General features: G+C 60.1%; 16 protein-coding genes. 7 read left to right on the plus strand and 9 right to left on the minus strand.

What is annotated here, in order from left to right:
• Window positions 1-438: 438 nt before the first annotated feature.
• On the plus strand, window positions 439-1,020 hold the full coding sequence (ssuE, locus tag ACRER8_RS15210; protein WP_431747062.1) for an NADPH-dependent FMN reductase: 582 nt from the start codon (window positions 439-441) through the stop codon (window positions 1,018-1,020).
• Between the two features lie 54 nt (window positions 1,021-1,074).
• On the opposite strand, the gene ACRER8_RS15215 is transcribed toward ssuE, so the two are convergent.
• The 3 genes from ACRER8_RS15215 to ACRER8_RS15225 form a co-directional block, all read right to left on the minus strand.
• Complete coding sequence (locus ACRER8_RS15215) at window positions 1,075-1,350, minus strand: hypothetical protein (RefSeq protein WP_431747063.1); 276 nt, start codon at window positions 1,348-1,350, stop codon at window positions 1,075-1,077.
• Between the two features lie 257 nt (window positions 1,351-1,607).
• Entirely contained in the window at window positions 1,608-2,978 is a 1,371-nt protein-coding gene (locus tag ACRER8_RS15220; protein ID WP_431747064.1) for a gluconate:H+ symporter, read from the minus strand.
• Between the two features lie 292 nt (window positions 2,979-3,270).
• Window positions 3,271-4,170, minus strand: a complete 900-nt coding sequence (locus tag ACRER8_RS15225; protein ID WP_431747065.1) for a LysR family transcriptional regulator — start codon at window positions 4,168-4,170, stop codon at window positions 3,271-3,273.
• Window positions 4,171-4,300: 130 nt separating this feature from the next.
• Here ACRER8_RS15225 and ACRER8_RS15230 point away from each other — a divergent pair, with 130 nt between their 5' ends.
• The 3 genes from ACRER8_RS15230 to ACRER8_RS15240 all read left to right on the plus strand — a co-directional run bounded on the left by ACRER8_RS15230 (window position 4,301) and on the right by ACRER8_RS15240 (window position 7,445).
• Window positions 4,301-5,002, plus strand: a complete 702-nt coding sequence (locus ACRER8_RS15230; RefSeq protein WP_431747066.1) for a CoA transferase subunit A — start codon at window positions 4,301-4,303, stop codon at window positions 5,000-5,002.
• A gap of 99 nt (window positions 5,003-5,101) precedes the next feature.
• On the plus strand, window positions 5,102-5,758 hold the full coding sequence (locus ACRER8_RS15235; RefSeq protein WP_431747067.1) for a CoA transferase subunit B: 657 nt from the start codon (window positions 5,102-5,104) through the stop codon (window positions 5,756-5,758).
• 268 nt (window positions 5,759-6,026) lie between these two features.
• The gene (locus ACRER8_RS15240) at window positions 6,027-7,445 is read left to right on the plus strand and encodes a short-chain fatty acid transporter (protein ID WP_431747068.1); all 1,419 of its coding nucleotides are present in this window, start codon (window positions 6,027-6,029) and stop codon (window positions 7,443-7,445) included.
• A 99-nt stretch (window positions 7,446-7,544) separates the two neighbouring features.
• Here ACRER8_RS15240 and ACRER8_RS15245 read toward each other — a convergent pair whose 3' ends face one another.
• Both ACRER8_RS15245 and ACRER8_RS15250 read right to left on the minus strand, forming a co-directional pair.
• Complete coding sequence (locus ACRER8_RS15245) at window positions 7,545-8,042, minus strand: MarR family winged helix-turn-helix transcriptional regulator (RefSeq protein ID WP_431747069.1); 498 nt, start codon at window positions 8,040-8,042, stop codon at window positions 7,545-7,547.
• A gap of 28 nt (window positions 8,043-8,070) precedes the next feature.
• Entirely contained in the window at window positions 8,071-9,135 is a 1,065-nt protein-coding gene (locus ACRER8_RS15250; RefSeq protein ID WP_431747070.1) for a LacI family DNA-binding transcriptional regulator, read from the minus strand.
• A 185-nt stretch (window positions 9,136-9,320) separates the two neighbouring features.
• Between ACRER8_RS15250 and hisD the strand changes: the two genes are divergently transcribed.
• Window positions 9,321-10,628, plus strand: a complete 1,308-nt coding sequence (hisD, locus tag ACRER8_RS15255) for a histidinol dehydrogenase (protein ID WP_431747071.1) — start codon at window positions 9,321-9,323, stop codon at window positions 10,626-10,628.
• A gap of 152 nt (window positions 10,629-10,780) precedes the next feature.
• Complete coding sequence (locus ACRER8_RS15260; RefSeq protein WP_431747072.1) at window positions 10,781-12,172, plus strand: GntP family permease; 1,392 nt, start codon at window positions 10,781-10,783, stop codon at window positions 12,170-12,172.
• Window positions 12,173-12,335: 163 nt separating this feature from the next.
• On the opposite strand, the gene ACRER8_RS15265 is transcribed toward ACRER8_RS15260, so the two are convergent.
• The 4 genes from ACRER8_RS15265 to ACRER8_RS15280 all read right to left on the minus strand — a co-directional run bounded on the left by ACRER8_RS15265 (window position 12,336) and on the right by ACRER8_RS15280 (window position 16,103).
• Complete coding sequence (locus ACRER8_RS15265) at window positions 12,336-13,241, minus strand: AraC family transcriptional regulator (protein WP_431747073.1); 906 nt, start codon at window positions 13,239-13,241, stop codon at window positions 12,336-12,338.
• 89 nt (window positions 13,242-13,330) lie between these two features.
• On the minus strand, window positions 13,331-14,020 hold the full coding sequence (locus tag ACRER8_RS15270) for a fumarylacetoacetate hydrolase family protein (RefSeq protein WP_431747074.1): 690 nt from the start codon (window positions 14,018-14,020) through the stop codon (window positions 13,331-13,333).
• Between the two features lie 253 nt (window positions 14,021-14,273).
• Complete coding sequence (locus ACRER8_RS15275) at window positions 14,274-15,038, minus strand: SDR family oxidoreductase (protein ID WP_431747075.1); 765 nt, start codon at window positions 15,036-15,038, stop codon at window positions 14,274-14,276.
• Window positions 15,039-15,167: 129 nt separating this feature from the next.
• A complete protein-coding gene (locus ACRER8_RS15280) occupies window positions 15,168-16,103 on the minus strand; it encodes a 2-hydroxyacid dehydrogenase (RefSeq protein ID WP_431747076.1) in 936 nt (311 codons plus the stop codon).
• Window positions 16,104-16,494: 391 nt separating this feature from the next.
• Between ACRER8_RS15280 and ACRER8_RS15285 the strand changes: the two genes are divergently transcribed.
• The gene (locus ACRER8_RS15285; protein WP_431747077.1) at window positions 16,495-17,568 is read left to right on the plus strand and encodes a glycerophosphodiester phosphodiesterase; all 1,074 of its coding nucleotides are present in this window, start codon (window positions 16,495-16,497) and stop codon (window positions 17,566-17,568) included.
• Window positions 17,569-18,100 lie beyond the last annotated feature (532 nt).

The raw sequence follows: 18,100 nt of genomic DNA on the forward strand, positions 1-18,100 counted from the left end.
GCTGTAGATGGGTTGTCTGACACTACTCGTTCGCCAGCAAGCCGGCTCCTACAGTGAATCGGGGTTGTGGAGAAGAGTTAGGTTCGTCATCAAAAGTGCGAGGAGCATTAGCTTCCAGTCACGTCGCTTTCTTACGCGATAGTCCAGACGACTCAAATCGGCCGTGAGGCAGAAGCCAGCTCGTTCCAGGGAAACAACTGTTGATCGATGAACAGCAGATCAACACTTGCGGGCTTTCATATCAGTTCAGTCGAGCACCTTTTGCCCCGTTCTCGGTCTGCCGCTACCGGATTCATTACCCCGCCCGTTTGTCGACGTCGCTGGCACGCATGCTGCTTTGAAGCTGTCACAGGGTCTATCCGCCCACTCAACTTCGCGTCGAACGCGACCTGCAGGGTGCTCTTCGCACCCCGGGTGACCGACCCAAGGAATCACAGCATGTTGGTAGTTTCAATCTCTGGCAGCCCTTCGACCCGATCACGTTCGGGCGTTGTGCTCAAGCACGCCGCGCAATGGCTCGCCGATCATGGCGTGGACGTCAAGACAGTACGCATTCAGGACTTCGATGCCGAGGATCTGCTCTACGCGCGCTTCGACAGCCCGCAAGTGGTGGCTTTCATCGAAGCGGTGGCTCGGGCCGACGGTCTGCTGATCGGTACTCCGGTCTATAAAGCCTCGTTCTCCGGCGCGCTGAAAACCCTGCTCGATCTGCTCCCGGAACGCTCCCTGCACGGCAAGGTGGTGTTGCCCCTGGCCACCGGCGGTAGCATCGCCCACATGCTGGCGGTCGATTACGCACTGAAGCCAGTGCTCTCGGCGCTCAAATGCCAGGAAGTGCTGCACGGCGTCTTCGCCATCGACAGCCAGATCAGCTACGGCGACAACGAACTGGGAGGCGATCTGGACGAACTGCTGACCCAGCGCCTGCATGATGGCCTGGACCATTTTCTTCTGGGCCTGCAACACCGCACCAACGCGCGGCATAAAGCGGCCGGTGGGCATTTGAAGCTGGCCCTTTAAGGCAGCTACAAGTGGCAAGCTTCAACCGCCAGGCGAGAGCCGGTATCAGACCGCTCAACCCTGACGCGCTTTCGATGGGGTGCTGACTTCGGCGTTGAATTCGCCGCGGGTGTCGAATTCGTGAGCCCGTTGCATTTGCGGTTGACCCATCAACTGCGCTTTGCGGGCTTGATAATCGTCGTAGGACAGACCACGACGGTTCAAGTCTTCAAGGGCTAACTGGTGGGTTTCTTCGGCGGTGTAAGGGCGCAGTTCAGGATGGTTGCCAGCGGCACAGCCAGAAATTACCGCGACTGAAAGCAACATGGCGAGGGCAAGAAGACGGTTCATGGGAGCCTCCATCCGGCTCTTCTGGAATAGAGCCAAGGCTACGCCCCGGGGCTTTCCAGCTGAAATCAGTCGTCTTGATAGTCGCTATTGGATTTTTCAGCGTATGAACGACGGACAGGGTCTTCTTGATGGAACGCGTCCCACTTGTGGGAGCGAATTCATTCGCGAGAGGACAGTAAACCCGACATATATTTATCGGTTGTACCGACGTATCGCGAATGAATTAGCTCCCACCGTGAGTCCAGCTCAGGAAGGTATCAAACCAACCAATGCCACAACAACAGCGTGCCGATCAGGCCCACCACCGAGACGATTGTCTGCAAAATCGACCACACCCAGATCGTCTGCTTGAGCTGCAATCCGAAGTACTCGCGCACCATCCAGAAACCCGCATCGTTGACGTGGCAGAAGAATACCGAGCCCGCCCCGATCACCAGCGCCACCAGCGACGCTTCAACCGGCGCGAGGCCCGCCATCATCGGCGCGAGAATACCCGCCGTGGTGGTGGTCGCTACTGTCGCCGAACCGGTTGCCTGACGCAGCGCCACGGCGATCAGCCAGGCCAGCAGCAGATACGGCATGTGCGCGCCCTCCGCGACCTTGCTGATGGTCTGGCTGACACCGGCATCCAGCAACGTCTGTTTCAGGCCGCCGCCAGCGCCGATGGTCAGCAGCAGCACGGCAATCGGCGCCAGGCTTTTGCGCAGCGTGCCGCCCACGTGCTCGCGGGAAATGCCATTGGCCCAACCCAGGCAGACGGTGGCCGCCAACACGGCGATCCCCAGTGCAACCAAAGGCTCGCCGAGGAATTTCAGGGTCAATGCGACGTTACTTTCGGGCTCCATCGCCACTTTGGCCAGCGTGCTGCCAAGCATCAAAATCACTGGCAGCAGAATAATCAGCAGCGAGATGCCGAAACCCGGCTGACGTGCGACGTTGGGCTTGGCCGAAAAAAGCTCGCCTAACTCGGCTGGCTCTTCAATGTGCAAACGCTTGGACAGCCAGTTGCCGTACAGAGGGCCGGCCAGAATCACCGCCGGTACCGCAATACAGAAGCCCAGCAACATCGTCAGGCCCAGATCGGCGTGCAAGGCGCTGACCGCGATCAGCGGTCCAGGGTGTGGAGGCATCAATGCGTGCAGCGTGGTCATGCCGGCAAGGGCCGGAATCGCGATTTTCAGCAGCGGCTGACTGGACTGGCGCGCCATGACGAAGATGATCGGCACCATCATTACCAGACCTACCTCGAAAAACAGCGGCAGGCCAATGACCATTGCCACCAGCGCCATCACCCATGGCAGGGTCTTGCCCTTGCCCAGCCCCAGCAAAGTCGAGGCGATGCGATCTGCCGCTCCGGATTCAGCCATCAGCGCGCCGAGCATCGCACCCAGCGCGATGATGATTCCCGCCTCCCCGAGTATCCCGCCCGCGCCCTTGCTGAACGCTTTTGCAACTGCCTCCGCTGGCAACCCCGCACCTATCCCTGCGATGAAAGTGCCCACCAGAATCGACAGAAACGGCGGGAGTTTGGTAGCGCTGATCAGCACGATAATCGTGGCAATGGCGATCAGGCAGCAGATGATCAGGCGAGTGTCATGAAACACCCACGCAGCAGACGACAAATCCAAGAGGAACCCCTTATCGTTCGATTCTTATTGAAGGTGATCCGAAACATTTTGTTTCAGATGGCGAAACGATACCGGATGCGGCATTGCGTCGCAGTGAATTTTTCATAGAAAGTGGCCGAAAAGCCCTGCCATTCATCCACTCATCTAAATGAATTAAGGCAGTAGCTCAGATGCAGGTCGTTTCTCTCGGAGCGAATTTATTCGCGCGAGGACGTTAAAGACGGCACATCTCCGTCGCTGCCCCATTTTTTTGTTGGAATGCCGTCCAGAATGAATTCGCGTCCCCAAGACCTCACTCCGCCGCGGGTACAGTCTCTGCACACTCGATCAACACGTCCCGCAACGCCTGCGCCGCCGCCGACAGTTTATGATCGGCCAAGGTCATCAGGCCGATGCGCCGCTCGATGCGCGGGCCTTCCAGGGCTATGCAGCGCGCGCCCAGTTCTTCCATCTGCTGAATGCACAGCGACGGCACCGCGCTGACCCCCAGCCCGTTGGCAACCATGCGCCCGACGGTCGACAGTTGATGACTTTCAAACGCCACCGACAACTTGCCGTGTTGGGTCTGCAAGTCCTGCTCCAACAACAGACGCACTGCCGATGGCCGTTGCAGTGTGATGAAGTCGTGGTGCAGCAGCTCATCCCAAGTCACCTCACCCTTTCTGGCCAATGGCGACTCCATTGGCACCACCGCCACGAACCGGTCCATGTAGAACGAAGTGAACGTCAGGTTGTTGCTCGACTCCGGCTCGAAACCGATGCCCAGTTCGACCCGCCGATGATCGACCATCTCCAGCACTTGCTCATTGATCACGTCATGCACCGCCACGTTGACCCGCGGATAGCGCTCGCGAAACACTTTCAGGGCAATCGGCAACAGGTTGCCGGCAAACGATGGCATCGCGGCAATGGACACCTTGCCCATCTGCAAAGTGAAACGCTGACGCAGCAACTCTTCGGCATTGTCCCAGTCCGCCAGCAGTTGCCGAGCCAGCGGCAGCAGCGCTTCACCCTCCGGTGTCAGGCTGACATTGCGCGTGGTTCGGGTCAGCAATTGGCCGCCCAGGTCTTCTTCCAGCGCCTTGATCGTCAGGCTCAAAGCCGGTTGTGACAGATGCAGCCGCTCCCCTGCCTGGGCAAAGCTCAGGCACTGTGCTACCGCGAGAAACGCCCGAAGCTGCTTCACGTTCATATATTTGGTTTTCTTATCAATCTATGAAAAAAACAAAATTAACAAATCACTGAGTGCGAGAGAAGATGCGACGAACGCTTTCCGACATACTCTTTGTCGGACACAACTACAACGAAGGCGGGATATCACCATGGCTGGACTCGACAAACGAGTTGCGACTTACGAAGAAGCCCTTGCCGGGCTGACCGACAACATGACTGTACTGGCTGGCGGTTTCGGCCTGTGCGGTATCCCGGAAAACCTCATCGCCGAGATCAAGCGCCTTGGTGTGAAAGGCCTCACCGTTGTGTCGAACAACTGCGGCGTCGACGGTTTCGGTCTCGGCATCCTGCTGGAAGACCGGCAGATCCGCAAAATGATCGCCTCGTATGTCGGTGAAAACGCGTTGTTCGAACGCCAGCTGCTCAGCGGCGAACTGGAAGTCGAACTCACTCCTCAAGGCACCCTCGCTGAAAAAATGCGCGCAGGCGGTGCCGGCATCCCCGCTTTCTACACCGCCACCGGCTATGGCACCCCTGTCGCCGAAGGCAAGGAAACCCGCCAGTTCAACGGCCGCAACGTGATTCTGGAAGAAGCCATCACCGGCGATTTCGCAATCATCAAGGGCTGGAAGGCTGACCACTTCGGTAACGTGGTCTATCGCCATACCGCGCAGAACTTCAACCCTGTCGCCGCCACCGCGGGCAAGATCACCGTGGTCGAGGTCGAGGAAATCGTCGAGCCAGGCGTATTGCTGCCGACCGAAATCCACACGCCGGGCATTTATGTGGACCGGGTGATCCTGGGCACTTTCGAGAAACGCATCGAGCAACGCACGATCAGAAAAGCCTGATCCGCCGAGCCGACTCGAAACCATCCATTGATTCTCCCGCAGGCGCCCATTTATCCACCGGTTACAGCCTGCCGGACACAATAAAAGAGACCCAAGATCATGGCACTCTCCCGCGAACAAATGGCACAGCGCGTTGCGCGCGAACTGCAAGACGGTTTTTACGTGAACCTGGGCATCGGCATTCCGACCCTGGTCGCCAACTACGTGCCTGACGGCATCGACGTGATGCTGCAATCGGAAAACGGCCTGCTTGGCATGGGCGCATTTCCTACCGAAGAAACCATCGATGCCGACATGATCAACGCTGGCAAACAGACCGTGACCGCGCGCAAAGGCGCTTCGATCTTCTCCTCGGCCGAATCCTTCGCCATGATCCGTGGTGGCCATGTCGACCTGACCGTACTGGGCGCGTTTGAAGTCGATGTCGACGGCAACATCGCCTCGTGGATGATTCCCGGCAAACTGGTCAAAGGCATGGGTGGCGCGATGGACCTGGTGGCCGGCGCCGAAAACATCATCGTCACCATGACCCACGCCTCCAAGGACGGCGAGTCGAAACTACTGTCGCGCTGCAGCCTGCCGCTGACCGGGGCTGGCTGCATCAAGAAAGTGCTGACCGACCTCGCCTATCTCGAAATCGAAAACGGCGCCTTCATCCTGCGCGAAACCGCACCGGGCGTGAGCGTCGAAGAAATCATCGCCAAAACCGCCGGCAAGTTGATCGTGCCGGACGACGTCGTCGAGATGAAGTTCTGAGGATACGCGGCGCCTGTAATCGCGAATGAATTCGCTCCCACCGGTCATGCACAGATCTCTATGGGACAGGATTGGTTCGCCAGAAGTCGTCCAGGCCCCGGTCGGTTTCTGACCTGCTGCACCCGCGTCATATCGATATGCCACTCTGCCTCTTCCGCAAGGAAGGGGCTTTGCTGTATCTAGAGTTGCACCGCTTTTTGCAAAACCGCCAACACTAAAAACAGCTATTCCAATAGCACTTGAACAATAACTCCAAGAGGTAAAACACGTGGCCGCCGATATCGAAGAAAGCCGCTCCGCCCGATTTGCCCTGCGCTGCGCCAAGTGGGCCGAGCGCTGGTTCCCTGACTCATGGGTGTTCGCCGCCCTGGCCGTGGTGATCGTCACCCTCGCCACCCTGGTCATCGGCGCCAAACCCGCCGACACCGCCAAAGCCTTCGGCGATGGCTTCTGGAGCCTGATCCCGTTCACCATGCAAATGGCATTCGTGGTCATCGGCGGCTACGTCGTCGCCAGTTCGCCACCTGCGGTCAAGCTGATCGACCGTCTGGCGCTCATCCCCAAAAACGGTCGCTCGGCCGTGGCCTGGGTCGCTCTGATTTCGATGGTCGCGTCCCTGCTCAACTGGGGCTTGTCACTGGTGTTCGGCGGTTTGCTGGTGCGTGCGCTGGCTCGTCGTACCGATCTGAAAATGGACTACCGCGCAGCGGGAGCCGCAGCCTATCTCGGTCTGGGCGCTGTCTGGGCGTTGGGTCTGTCGTCGTCGGCGGCGCAACTGCAAGCCAACCCGGGCAGCCTTCCGCCCTCGATTCTGGCGATCACCGGGATGATCCCGTTCACCCAGACCATCTTCCTCTGGCAATCGGGGGTGATGCTGCTGGCGCTGGTGGTGGTTTCGATCATCGTCGCCTACGCCACCGCTCCCGGCCCGGCCAATGCCCGTGACGCCAAGGAATGCGGTGTCGATCCAGCGTTCAGCCTGCCGCCATTGCCGGCGCGCACTCGCCCGGGCGAGTGGCTGGAATACAGCCCGCTGCTGATCATTCTGATGGTCGTGCTGGCGTCCGGCTGGCTGTACAACGAGTTCAGCACCAAGCCTGCGATCATCGCGATTTCCGGCCTGAACACCTACAACTTCCTGTTCATCATGGTCGGCGCGCTGCTGCACTGGCGTCCACGCAGCTTCCTGGATGCCGTGGCCCGCGCTGTGCCGACCACCACCGGCGTGCTGATCCAGTTCCCGCTTTACGGCTCGATCGCCGCGCTGCTGACCACGGTCAAGGGCGGTGACGCGCAAACCGTCGCGCACCACATCTCGACCTTCTTCACCAGCATCGCGTCCCACGACACCTATGCGCTGCTGATGGGCGTGTACTCGGCGATTCTCGGTTTCTTCATTCCGTCAGGCGGCGGCAAGTGGATCATCGAAGCGCCGTACGTGATGCAAGTCGCCAACGACCTGAAATACCACCTGGGCTGGGCGGTGCAGATCTACAACGCGGCCGAAGCGCTGCCGAACCTGATCAACCCGTTCTACATGCTGCCGTTGCTGGGCGTGCTGGGTATCAAGGCTCGGGACCTGATCGGCTTCTCGTTCGTGCAGTTGCTGGTCCACACGCCGCTGGTGCTGTTTCTGCTGTGGGCATTGGGCACGACGCTGGCGTACATCCCCCCGTTGATGCCGTAACAAGGCTTCCAGCGACAGCACCCACCCGTAGTAGCACGGCTTACCGGCGGCAGCGATTTTGAATTCGTCACCGCCGGCAAGCTGGTCTGCTACAGGGGGTCATTCATTTCCCCCCGACTCCGCGCCCTCATACTCCCCCGCCGCAACCTCGATCAACGCCTTGCGCAGTACCAGCGCCTGCTCGGCACCATACCCCTTCTCGAAACTGGCCTGGGCCCGCTCCCACAGCGGCTGCGTCTCCAGCAATTTGTCCATCCCGGCCTGAGTCAGGCTCGCCAGGCGACTGCGCTTGTCGGACGGGTCGACCAACACCGAGATCCAACCTTCGCGTTCCAATGGCTTGAGATTCTGCGCCAGCGCCGAGCGGTCGATCATCAGCATCGCCGCCAGCTCCGACATCCTCGCCACCTGACTGCGGGCGATTTGCATCAAAATCGAGCGTTGCGTCGAGCGCAGCCCGGAGGGCGCCAGCAACGCATCGTAAAGCAGGGTGATACGCCGGGTGGCCTTGCGCAGATACGTGGCGTGACAGACCACTTGCGGTGAAATCCGCAGGCCTTCCGGTACTGCCACGCCTTTATTGGGGTTATCGCTCATGAGCTTTCTCCGCTTGGGACCGACCGGCTCAAGCCTGCCAGATCCGCTCCCCGTTGACCTCGACAACGCCACTCGCCGGCAGCCGCGCCGTACTTCGTACGATCATCTTGCCAGGCAAGACTTCCTGAATCGCCAAGGTTCCGGGATCGGTCAGTTGCGCGCAGATGATGCTCACCGCGCGGCCGATCATCTCGACCAGAGGCTGTTCGAACGTAGTCAGGCCGAAGATTGGCCACTGCCCTTGCGGCAGGTCGTCGAAACCGACGATGGACAGATCGCGACCCGGCCGCAGGTTCAGCTCATGGCAGACATTGATGGCGGCCAGCGCCATCAAGTCGTTGGCACAGAAGATCGCATCCGGCGGCGCATCGAGCCCCAGCAAGCGTCGGGTTGCTGAAATCGCACCGTCGAAGGTGTAATCCCCGACCTCACGCAATGGCAGCGGATGGCCCTGCTCCTGCAGGTAACCGTTGAAGCCGGCTTCGCGGTCACGGTTGGTCGACGAGCTCTGCTTACCGGCAACGAACGCCAGACGCTGGTGGCCGCCAGCCAGCAGAAAACGCGCGATGGTGCGGCTGCCGGTGAGGTTGTCGCTGGTCACGCTGGACACCGAAGTGCTGTCGTTGGTGCGGTTGAACAACACCACGGGCAAACCTATCGTGCGGCACTCCTCGGCAAAACGCGATGACAGACTGGCGGATACAAGCACAAGACCGTCGACCTGATAGCGCAGGATTTCTTCCAGCACCGGGTCGGAATCTTCGTTGTTAGCCATGGAAAATAAAAGGATGCGGTAGCCCAGCTGTTCGAACTCCGCCGACAGTGACTCAAGCACCCGCGCATAAAACGGGTTGGCCATGCCGGGAATGGCAACGCCAATCAGATTGGAACGCCGCGTGATCAGTGAACGCGCCACCAGATTGGGCCTGTAGCCGAGGCTTGCCGCGGCCTCTTCAACCTTGCGCCGGGTGTCGGGCGACACGCTGGCGCCCTTGGTGAACGTGCGCGAAACCGCCGACTGGGAAACCCCCGCCAACCTCGCGACTTCATGGGCCGTCACCGGACGCCGTCCGCGCTCCGAGTTGTCTGACATATCGCTTCGACCGCCGAAAAAAAATGATCATACCTGCCAATTGCTTATGTCACATCCCGGCGTCGAAATTCATACCGGTTCGCCCAAAGGGGTTTGCAACAGGGAAATCTTGCATTAACATCAGCGTCATTGCATACGTATGCAAACCTCCAGATCTCATAAAAACAAACTCGCAGGAGAACACCGTGGCTAAGTGGCTCAAACAAGGCGCCGAAGCAGAAGTCATCAAATCCGCTGCCCGTGAAGTACGCGACACCGTCGAAAATCTGCTGGCTGACATTGAAGCGCGCGGCGACGTCGCCGTTCGTGAGCTGGCGATTCGTTTCGACAAGATGGACCGTGAGGACTACCGCCTCAGCGACGCTGAAATCCAGGCCTGTATCGACCAGCTCAGCGATCGCGATCTCAAGGACATCGAGTTCGCCCAGACGCAGGTCCGCAACTTCGCCCAGCATCAGCGCAACTCCATGGTCGATGTCGAAGTGGAAACCCTGCCAGGCGTGATCCTGGGCCATAAACACATTCCGGTGAACGCCGCAGGCTGCTACGTCCCTGGTGGCAAGTACCCGCTGCTGGCCTCGGCACACATGTCGGTGATCACTGCCAAGGTCGCCGGCGTGCCGCGCATCATCACTTGCGCCCCGCCGTTCCTCGGCAAACCGGCACCGGCCATCGTCGCCGCGCAGCACATGGCCGGTGCCAACGAGATTTATTGCCTGGGCGGCATTCAGGCGATCGGCGCCATGGCACTGGGCACCCAATCCATCGCTCAGGTGGACATGCTGGTCGGTCCGGGCAACGCCTTCGTCGCCGAGGCCAAGCGTCAGTTGTTCGGTCGCGTAGGCATCGATCTGTTCGCCGGTCCGACCGAAACCCTGGTGATTGCCGATGAAAGCGTCGATGGCGAGCTGTGCGCCACCGACCTGCTGGGGCAGGCCGAACACGGTCCGGATTCTCCTGCGATCCTGCTGACCACCTCCGAGAAGCTGGCCCGCGAGACCATGGCCGAGATCGAGCGTCTGCTGCAGATCTTGCCGACGGCCGAGATCGCGCGCCGCGCCTGGGAAAGCTTCGGCGAAGTGATCGTTGCCGAGGACGATCAGGAAATGCTCGAAATCGCCAACGATCTGGCCTTCGAACACGTGCAGGTGATGACCAGGAACCCGGACTTCTTCCTCGACAACATGCGCAACTTCGGCGCGCTGTTCCTCGGCCCACGCACCAATGTCTCGTTTGGCGACAAGGTGATTGGCACCAACCACACCCTGCCCACCAAGAAGGCTGCGCGCTACACCGGTGGCCTGTGGGTCGGCAAGTTCATCAAGACCTGCACCTATCAGAAGGTCACCACCGACGAGGCCTCTTCGATGATCGGCGAGTACTGCTCGCGCCTGTGTGCGCTGGAAGGCTTTGCCGGGCATGGCGAGCAGGCCAACATTCGCGTGCGACGTTACGGCCACAAGAACGTGCCGTACGCCGGCGCCGCCCAATAACGATCGCGTTCTTTGCGGGGCGCACCTTGCGGGAGAGCGCGCACGATAAACCGTGCGTCCGACAATAAAAACAATCACACCGACCGCGAGCCGACTGCCGCGCCTATCAAGGCGCGATGGCGGCTCGCGGCACCGCTTCGAAGGATTTCCTCATGAGTGTTGTCATCGCCGTTCTGGCGCTGTGCGTTCTGATGCTGGCTGCGTATCGGGGCTACAGCGTGATCATCTTCGCGCCACTGGCGGCCCTCGGTGCCGTGTTGCTGACCGACCCAAGCGCCGTGGCTCCTGTGTTCAGCGACCTGTTCATGGACAAGATGGTCGGTTTCATCAAACTCTACTTTCCGGTTTTCCTGCTCGGCGCAGTGTTCGGCAAGCTGATCGAGCTGTCGGGCTTTTCCCGTTCGATCGTCCAGGCGGTTATCGGGCTGCTGGGGAGCAGTCAGGTGATTCTGGTGATCGTGCTGGTCTGTGCGTTGCTGACCTACGGGGGCGTGTCGCTGTTCGTGGTGGTGTTCGCGGTTTATCCGTTCGCCGCCGAGATGTTCCGCCAGGGCAATATCCCGAAACGCCTGATGCCGGCGACCATCGCACTGGGAGCGTTCACGTTCACCATGGATGCGATGCCCGGCACACCACAGATCCAGAACATCATCCCGACCACCTTTTTCGGTACCAACTCCTGGGCCGCGCCCTGGCTGGGGCTGCTGGGCTCGCTGTTCGTGCTCGGGTGCGGCATGGCGTATCTGGAATATCAGCGGCGCAAGGCCGCGCGCGCCGGGGAAGGCTACGGAAGCCAACTGCGCAACGAGCCTGAAACCCCGGAACAGATCCGCCTGCCGAATCCGTTGATCGCGCTGTTGCCGCTTGTGCTGGTCGGCGTGATGAACCTGCTCTTCACCAAATGGATTCCGGGCTGGTACGGCGGCTCGTATGGCATTCATTTGCCAGGGCTTAAAGTGCCGATTCAGACCGACGTCGCCAAGCTGACCGCCATATGGGCCGTACAGGCTGCGCTGCTGGTGGGCATCATCACGGTGCTGGTGTTTTCCTTCCGCACGGTGGCCAGCAAACTGGCCGATGGCAGCAAGACCGCCGTCGGTGGAGCGATGCTGGCGACACTGAATACCGCGTCGGAATATGGTTTCGGCGCGGTCATCGCGGCATTACCGGGTTTTATGGTGGTGGTCGACGGGCTGAAGGCGATTCCCAACCCGCTGATCAATCAGGCGATCACCATCAACATTCTGGCGGGGATCACCGGCTCGTCGTCCGGCGGGATGAGCATTGCCCTGGCCGCGATGTCCGACACCTTCATATCGGCGGCCAATGTGGCGCACATTCCGATGGAAGTGATGCACCGAGTGGCATCGATGGCTGCCGGTGGCATGGACACCTTGCCGCACAACGGCGCGGTGATCACGCTGCTGGCCGTCACTGGCCTCACCCACCGCGAGGCCTATAAGGACATCTTCGGCATGACCATCTTCAAGGTGTTGGCGGCGTTCTTCGTGATTGGCGTGTATTACACGACCGGGCTGGTTTGACGGCGACTTGATCTCGCCAGTGGCTCACGGGTCAGACGTCATCACACTGTGGGAGTGAGCTTGCTCATGAAGGCTCACTTCCAGACCCTGCATCCGTTGAGGATGTACCGCCCCATTCGTGTGCCAGGTCACTCCCGCAGGTTGCACGTTAATCAGACGCTGTTCATCCGCCCCGCTGCTCCCGCCGAAACTGCCCCGGCGGGATGCCATGGGCCTTGCGAAACCGTCTTGAAAAATAGGCCTCGTCAGCAAACCCGCAGATCTCGGCGATATGGCTCAGCGATTTGCTGCTGTTCATCAAGTGCGTACGCGCCAGGCGCATGCGCCGTTCCAGTACCAGTTCGGAAAAGGTGCTGCCGGTTTCCTTGCGCAGCAGATGAGTCAGGTAGTTGGGCGACAGAAACGCCGCAGCCGCCACATCGGTCAAGGTGATGGCCGGGTCGGCGATGTGCTCGCGGATGTACGCCATGATCCGCCCCATCGCATCGCGCCGCCCTCGCCGCTCGGCCTTGTTCGCCGACAGCGCCTGCAAGTCGGGTTCGAACAGGTTGCAGACCTTGCCGATCAGTTGCAGCAGATAGCCGCGCAAAATCGACCCCGAGCCCAGCTGCCGAGTCTGATCCGCTTCGCGCATCTGCGTCAGCAGCGTGGCCACTTGCGCGAAGTCGGCGTCGTCGAGGATAAAGTCCAGATGCTCCTGAAAGCGAAACGGCGCCAGTTCCGGTACCTCGGTCAAGGGCACATCTTCCAGGTCCATCGGATCGCAATTCAGGTGCTGCAACAGAAATTCCTGAGAGAAATTGATCAGCACGAAATTGCCGTCTTCAGGATGGGGAATCACGTGCAGGCGATGCGGCAGGATGAAGGCCAGGGTGTTGCGCGGGAACGGTCGGATCGCGCCGCCGATGTGCTGAACGGTGTCGCCGCCGAGGTTGATCTGGATCTGAAAATATTCGTGGCGATGAGGCGAGGTCAGGGCCGGGCGCGCGGACTTGTCGCGGATGTAGAAATCCATGCGGTCGCTGCGCTGCTGCATGCCATAGGTCTGGATGCGGGACGGATTGGCCATCGCTGAAAACACCTGAATCACCTGGTTCGGACTGCCGCATGTTAGGGCACTGGCGGCAGCCGGACCAAGCGATTGTTGCGGTGCAGCGCTTAGCCGATGGTGACGCTCAGCTCGGCCAGTCCTTCGATACCGGCGGTAATCACGTCCCCGCGTTGCAATGCGCCTACGCCCGCTGGGGTGCCGGTGTAAATCAGGTCGCCAGCTTTCACGCCGACCGATTGGGAGAGGTAGGCAATCACATCCTTGACCGCCCAGATCTGGTCCGCTAGATCGCCGCGCTGGCGGGTTTCGCCATTGAGGTCGAGCCAGATGGAGCCGCTGTCCGGGTGGCCGACCTTGCTCACAGGCAGCAGTGCGGTGGCTGGCGCGGAGGCGTCGAAGGCCTTGGCCCACTCCCACGGGCGGCCCATTTTCTTGGCTTGCGCCTGCAGGTCACGACGGGTCAGGTCCAGACCCACGCCGTAGCCCCAGACATGGCTCAGGGCGTCGTCAGGACTGATGTTCACACCATCCTTGCCGATCGCGACGATCAGTTCGATCTCGTGGTGCAGATCCTCGGTCAGTGGCGGGTAAGGGATGACGCCTTCGGCTGGAACCACCGCGTCCGCCGGTTTGGAAAAGAAGAACGGTGGCTCGCGATCAGGGTCATGCCCCATCTCACGGGCGTGATCGGAATAGTTGCGACCGACGCAGAACACGCGACGGATCGGGAAACGGCTGGAAGTGCCCACCACCGCCAGCGATGGCGTGGCGACCGGTGCTATGACGAATTCGCTCATGGTCATGTCCTTGAAAAGAAGGTTGCTCGACATGAGCCTAGTGTGCGGACTCGACGGCGGGCTGAGTTGGACAGATCCCTCCGGGTTTTGGACGAAACAACGGTATCTCGTTACTGATCGATCACCAGCGCCCAGTGAACCTCTGTAGCAAGCAGGGCTTGCCGACGCCAGCGATGTTACGGACGCCACCGCCGGCAAGCCGTGCGGCTACAGGAATTGCGGCGTCCCGGGATCTGGCAATCAGTCCATCACCTCACCCACGCCCCACGAACGGCATGGTGGTCGCCATCACCGTCATGTTCAGCACGTTGGCCGACAGCGGCAGCCCGGCCATGTAGCTCACGGCGTCGGCGACATGTTGCACGTTCATCGTCGGTTCAACCTGTGACTCGCCATTGGGCTGCAACACGCCTTTGGTCATGCGATCGGTCATTTCGGTCAGGGCGTTGCCAATGTCGATCTGCCCGCAGGCGATGTTGTACTGCCGACCGTCCAGCGCTGTGCTTTTGGTCAGCCCCAGAACCGCATGTTTGCTGGAGGTGTACGGCGAACTGAACAGGCGCGGTGTGTGGGCCGAAATCGAACCGTTGTTAATGATCCGCCCACCCTGCGGCACCTGACGGCGCATCAGGCCAAACGCGGCGCGCACGCACAGGAACATGCCGGTGACGTTGGTATCGATGACGTTTTTCCACTGCTCGATCGACAACTCATCCATCGGCACCGCAGGCGCGCCGATCCCGGCATTGTTGAACGTCACGTCCAGGCGACCGAAGGTGCTTTCAATGGTCGCGAACAACGCGTCGACACTGGCCGCATCGCGCACATCGGTGGACACCGCCAGCGCCTGCTGGCCGGCTGCTTTCGCCTGCTCGGCCAGTTCAGTCAACGGCTCCAGACGACGTCCGGCCAACACCACTGCGTAACCGTCCTTCAACAGTTGCAACGCGACGGCACGACCAATGCCGCTCCCTGCGCCCGTGACCAGCGCAACTTTCAAGGCAGACGATAAAGACATGAGCGATTCCCTGTTTTTTGTTTGAAAGGTTAGAGAACAATAAATCGTTGTAGCCGACGACGGACGACCCGCATGACGTATGCAACATCGCTGTCGCCGGCAAGCCGTGCTGTCACAAAGAGATGCGCCTTAGCTATGCACAGGCGTCAACACCGGTTTACCTGCATAAAACGCCGACAGGTTATCCGCGACCATCTGCACCGTGGCACGAGACGCCTCCGGCGACAGGCCCGCCACATGAGGCGTCAACACCACGTTGCTCAGGGTTTTCAGGGCATCCGGGACCTGCGGCTCGTCATCGAACACATCCAGCGCGGCACCGGCCAGACGCCCGTGCTGCAACGCATCGACCAAGGCGTCAGTATCGATCACGCTGGCCCGGGCGATGTTCACCAAAAAGCCCTCGGACCCCAGCGCTTCAATGGCGGCCTTGTCGATCAAATGGCGAGTGCCGCCGCCACCGGGCGTGGCCACAATCAGAAAATCGCACTCCGTGGCCAGCGCCAAAGGCGTCGCGTGATATGTGAAGTCCACATCGTCGCGACGGGAACGGCTGTGATAGCTCACCTGCATGTCAAAGCCCAGCGCCCGTCTCGCAATCGCCATGCCCACCGCGCCAAGGCCGAGAATGCCGATTCGCTTATTGGCGAACGAGGGCCGCGTCACCTTGCGCCATTCACTTCTGCGCACGGATGCATCGGCCAGAGGAATGTCACGCACCGCCGACAACAACAATGCCATCGCGTGATCGGCCACAGTCGGTGCGTTGACCCCGGCGCCATTGGTCACGGTGATCCCCCGCGCCTCAGCGGCCAGCAGATCCACCTGTTCATAACCGGCGCCAATCACGCAAATGATGCCCAACTTCGGCAGCGCTGCAATCTCATCTGCGGTAAGACCGAGCGGCCCACGAGTCAGCACCGCATCGATCTCATCCCCACGACTCGCCACTGCCTGGGCCCGCATCGCTGGCGTCGGCGCCAGAATCAAACGAAACCCGTTGCCCTCCAGAATCGGCAAGTACTCGTTCACATTCTCGACCAACACCAAAACCGTCTTCGTCATCATCACTCCGTCACGGAAAAAATCGATGGCACAGACAGTAGCGCGAGTTAGAGCGGTTGTGGAGGTATCTAACGATTTAACGTCATGAAACTTGATGAAACTGGCCGTAACGCTTGACCTCACCGCATTCAACGGCCGCCAATTGCCCAGACATTAGAACGACAGTTGCTTTCCCTGCGCGACAGACAGGTTGCCCGCACGCAAGGTAGCTGTTTATGGTCTGAGGGTGCGCCAGGAATACGCAGTCGCGAAACACCGGCTGAGCGCGCAGCGGTGATCCATACCGCTTCATGAATGAGTCATGCACATAAGGAACGTCATCACCATGCTCAAAGGGCTCTCGAAAAAGTCGCTTTCCAGAACATTGCTCAGCACCGCGCTGATTGGAATCATGTCGTCGGGGGCTGCGGTGGCGGCCAATGAACCGGGCAAGGCATTGGCCGAGAAGGTCGGCATACCCTGGCCAGCGGTGATCGCTCACCGTGGTGCTTCGTTCAATGCGCCAGAGGAAACCGTACCGTCCTACACCTTGGCCCGGGAGCTGGGTGCGGACTATCTGGAGATGGATATTCAACGGACCAGGGACGGTGTGCTCATCGCTCTGCATGACGACACGCTGGAGCGCACCACCAACATCGCCGAGGTCTACCCGAATCGCACGAAAGACCCGCTGAGCAGTTTCACGCTGGAAGAAATCAAGCGTCTGGATGCAGGCTCATGGTTCAACAAGGCGCACCCGGATCGTGCCCGCGCCAGCTACGCAGGGCTGAAGATTCTGACCCTGGACGAGGTGATCGATATCGCCGAGGGCGGCCAGAACAAGCCGGGGCTGTACATCGAGACCAAGGTGCCCGCGCAGTTTCCGGGTATTGAAGAAGACCTCAAGAAAAAACTGGAACAGCGCGGTTGGCTGAGCCAGCGTCCAGCGGCCGAGAATGGGCATGTCAATGTGACCCACATGCCGGGGCGCGTTGTGCTACAAACCTTCGAGAAGCAGAGCCTTGAATTGCTGCAGAAAGCCATGCCGGACACGCCAAAGGTGCTGTTGCTGTGGTTGGGTGATGGTTCCATTCAGGCGGCGTCCGACCAGACCTTCAAAGAGTCGGGTGCGAAGGACAAGGCAAGTTTCTACGCCACTCAACAGGTGAAATCGAAGGAGGAGTTCGCGGCGTGGATGGACTGGGCGAAGGCACACGGCGCCATCGGCACAGGCCCGGCAGCAGCGTTGAAGAATGGCGGAGATCAAAGCTACATGGATCTGGTGCAGCCGTGGATGAACAAGATGGCCCACGATCGCGGCCTGATCATCCACCCGTATACCGTCGATGATGCGGTGGACTTCGAGACGATCAGCGCACGTGGCGTCGACGGGTTCTTCACCAACCGGGCATCGGAATTGCTGAAATTCTATGGCCGACCTTCGAAAGAAAGTATGGATTCGATTTTGAAGCGGATCGGCTACTGAAACTCACATGACCTTGTAGCAGCCGGCTTGCTGGCGAATCAGCATTTCAGACGATGAAAGTGTGTCGGTCGTACCGGCCCTTTCGCCAGCAAGCCGGCTCCTACAGTGATTGTGTACGGTCGCAAAATCCCGGTACGCCGCAGAATCTGTAGGAGACGTCGGAGGTTACGACGGCAGCGAACGCGGCGGGTCAGTTACAGATGTGCCGCCTGACACTCCGCCTTCGCTAGCAAGCCGGCTCCTACAGTGATTGTGCACGGTCGCAAAATCCCGGTACGCCGCAGAGTCTGTAGGAGACGTCGGAGGTTACGACGGCAGCGAACGCGGAGGTTCAGTTACAGATGTGCCCTCTGACACTCGCCTTCGCCAGCAAGCCGGCTCCTACCGTGATTGTGTACGGTCGCAAAATCCCGGTACGCCGCAGAATCTGTAGGAGACGTCGGAGGTTACGACGGCAGCGAACGCGGTGGGTCAGTTACAGATGTGCCCTCTGACACACCGCCTTCGCCAGCAAGCCGGCTCCTACAGTGAT

The sequence above is a fragment of the Pseudomonas sp. genome (assembly GCF_050739935.1).
In the GTDB taxonomy this organism is placed as follows: Bacteria; Pseudomonadota; Gammaproteobacteria; order Pseudomonadales; family Pseudomonadaceae; genus Aquipseudomonas.

Coding starts and splice junctions, on each gene's coding strand:
- ssuE (WP_431747062.1), top strand. CDS start 439: ATGTTGGTAGTTTCAATCTCTGGCAGCCCTTCGACCCGATCACGTTCG.
- ACRER8_RS15215 (WP_431747063.1), bottom strand. CDS start 1,350: ATGAACCGTCTTCTTGCCCTCGCCATGTTGCTTTCAGTCGCGGTAATT.
- ACRER8_RS15225 (WP_431747065.1), bottom strand. CDS start 4,170: ATGAACGTGAAGCAGCTTCGGGCGTTTCTCGCGGTAGCACAGTGCCTG.
- ACRER8_RS15230 (WP_431747066.1), top strand. CDS start 4,301: ATGGCTGGACTCGACAAACGAGTTGCGACTTACGAAGAAGCCCTTGCC.
- ACRER8_RS15235 (WP_431747067.1), top strand. CDS start 5,102: ATGGCACTCTCCCGCGAACAAATGGCACAGCGCGTTGCGCGCGAACTG.
- ACRER8_RS15245 (WP_431747069.1), bottom strand. CDS start 8,042: ATGAGCGATAACCCCAATAAAGGCGTGGCAGTACCGGAAGGCCTGCGG.
- ACRER8_RS15250 (WP_431747070.1), bottom strand. CDS start 9,135: ATGTCAGACAACTCGGAGCGCGGACGGCGTCCGGTGACGGCCCATGAA.
- ACRER8_RS15260 (WP_431747072.1), top strand. CDS start 10,781: ATGAGTGTTGTCATCGCCGTTCTGGCGCTGTGCGTTCTGATGCTGGCT.
- ACRER8_RS15265 (WP_431747073.1), bottom strand. CDS start 13,241: ATGGCCAATCCGTCCCGCATCCAGACCTATGGCATGCAGCAGCGCAGC.
- ACRER8_RS15270 (WP_431747074.1), bottom strand. CDS start 14,020: ATGAGCGAATTCGTCATAGCACCGGTCGCCACGCCATCGCTGGCGGTG.
- ACRER8_RS15275 (WP_431747075.1), bottom strand. CDS start 15,038: ATGTCTTTATCGTCTGCCTTGAAAGTTGCGCTGGTCACGGGCGCAGGG.
- ACRER8_RS15280 (WP_431747076.1), bottom strand. CDS start 16,103: ATGACGAAGACGGTTTTGGTGTTGGTCGAGAATGTGAACGAGTACTTG.
- ACRER8_RS15285 (WP_431747077.1), top strand. CDS start 16,495: ATGTCGTCGGGGGCTGCGGTGGCGGCCAATGAACCGGGCAAGGCATTG.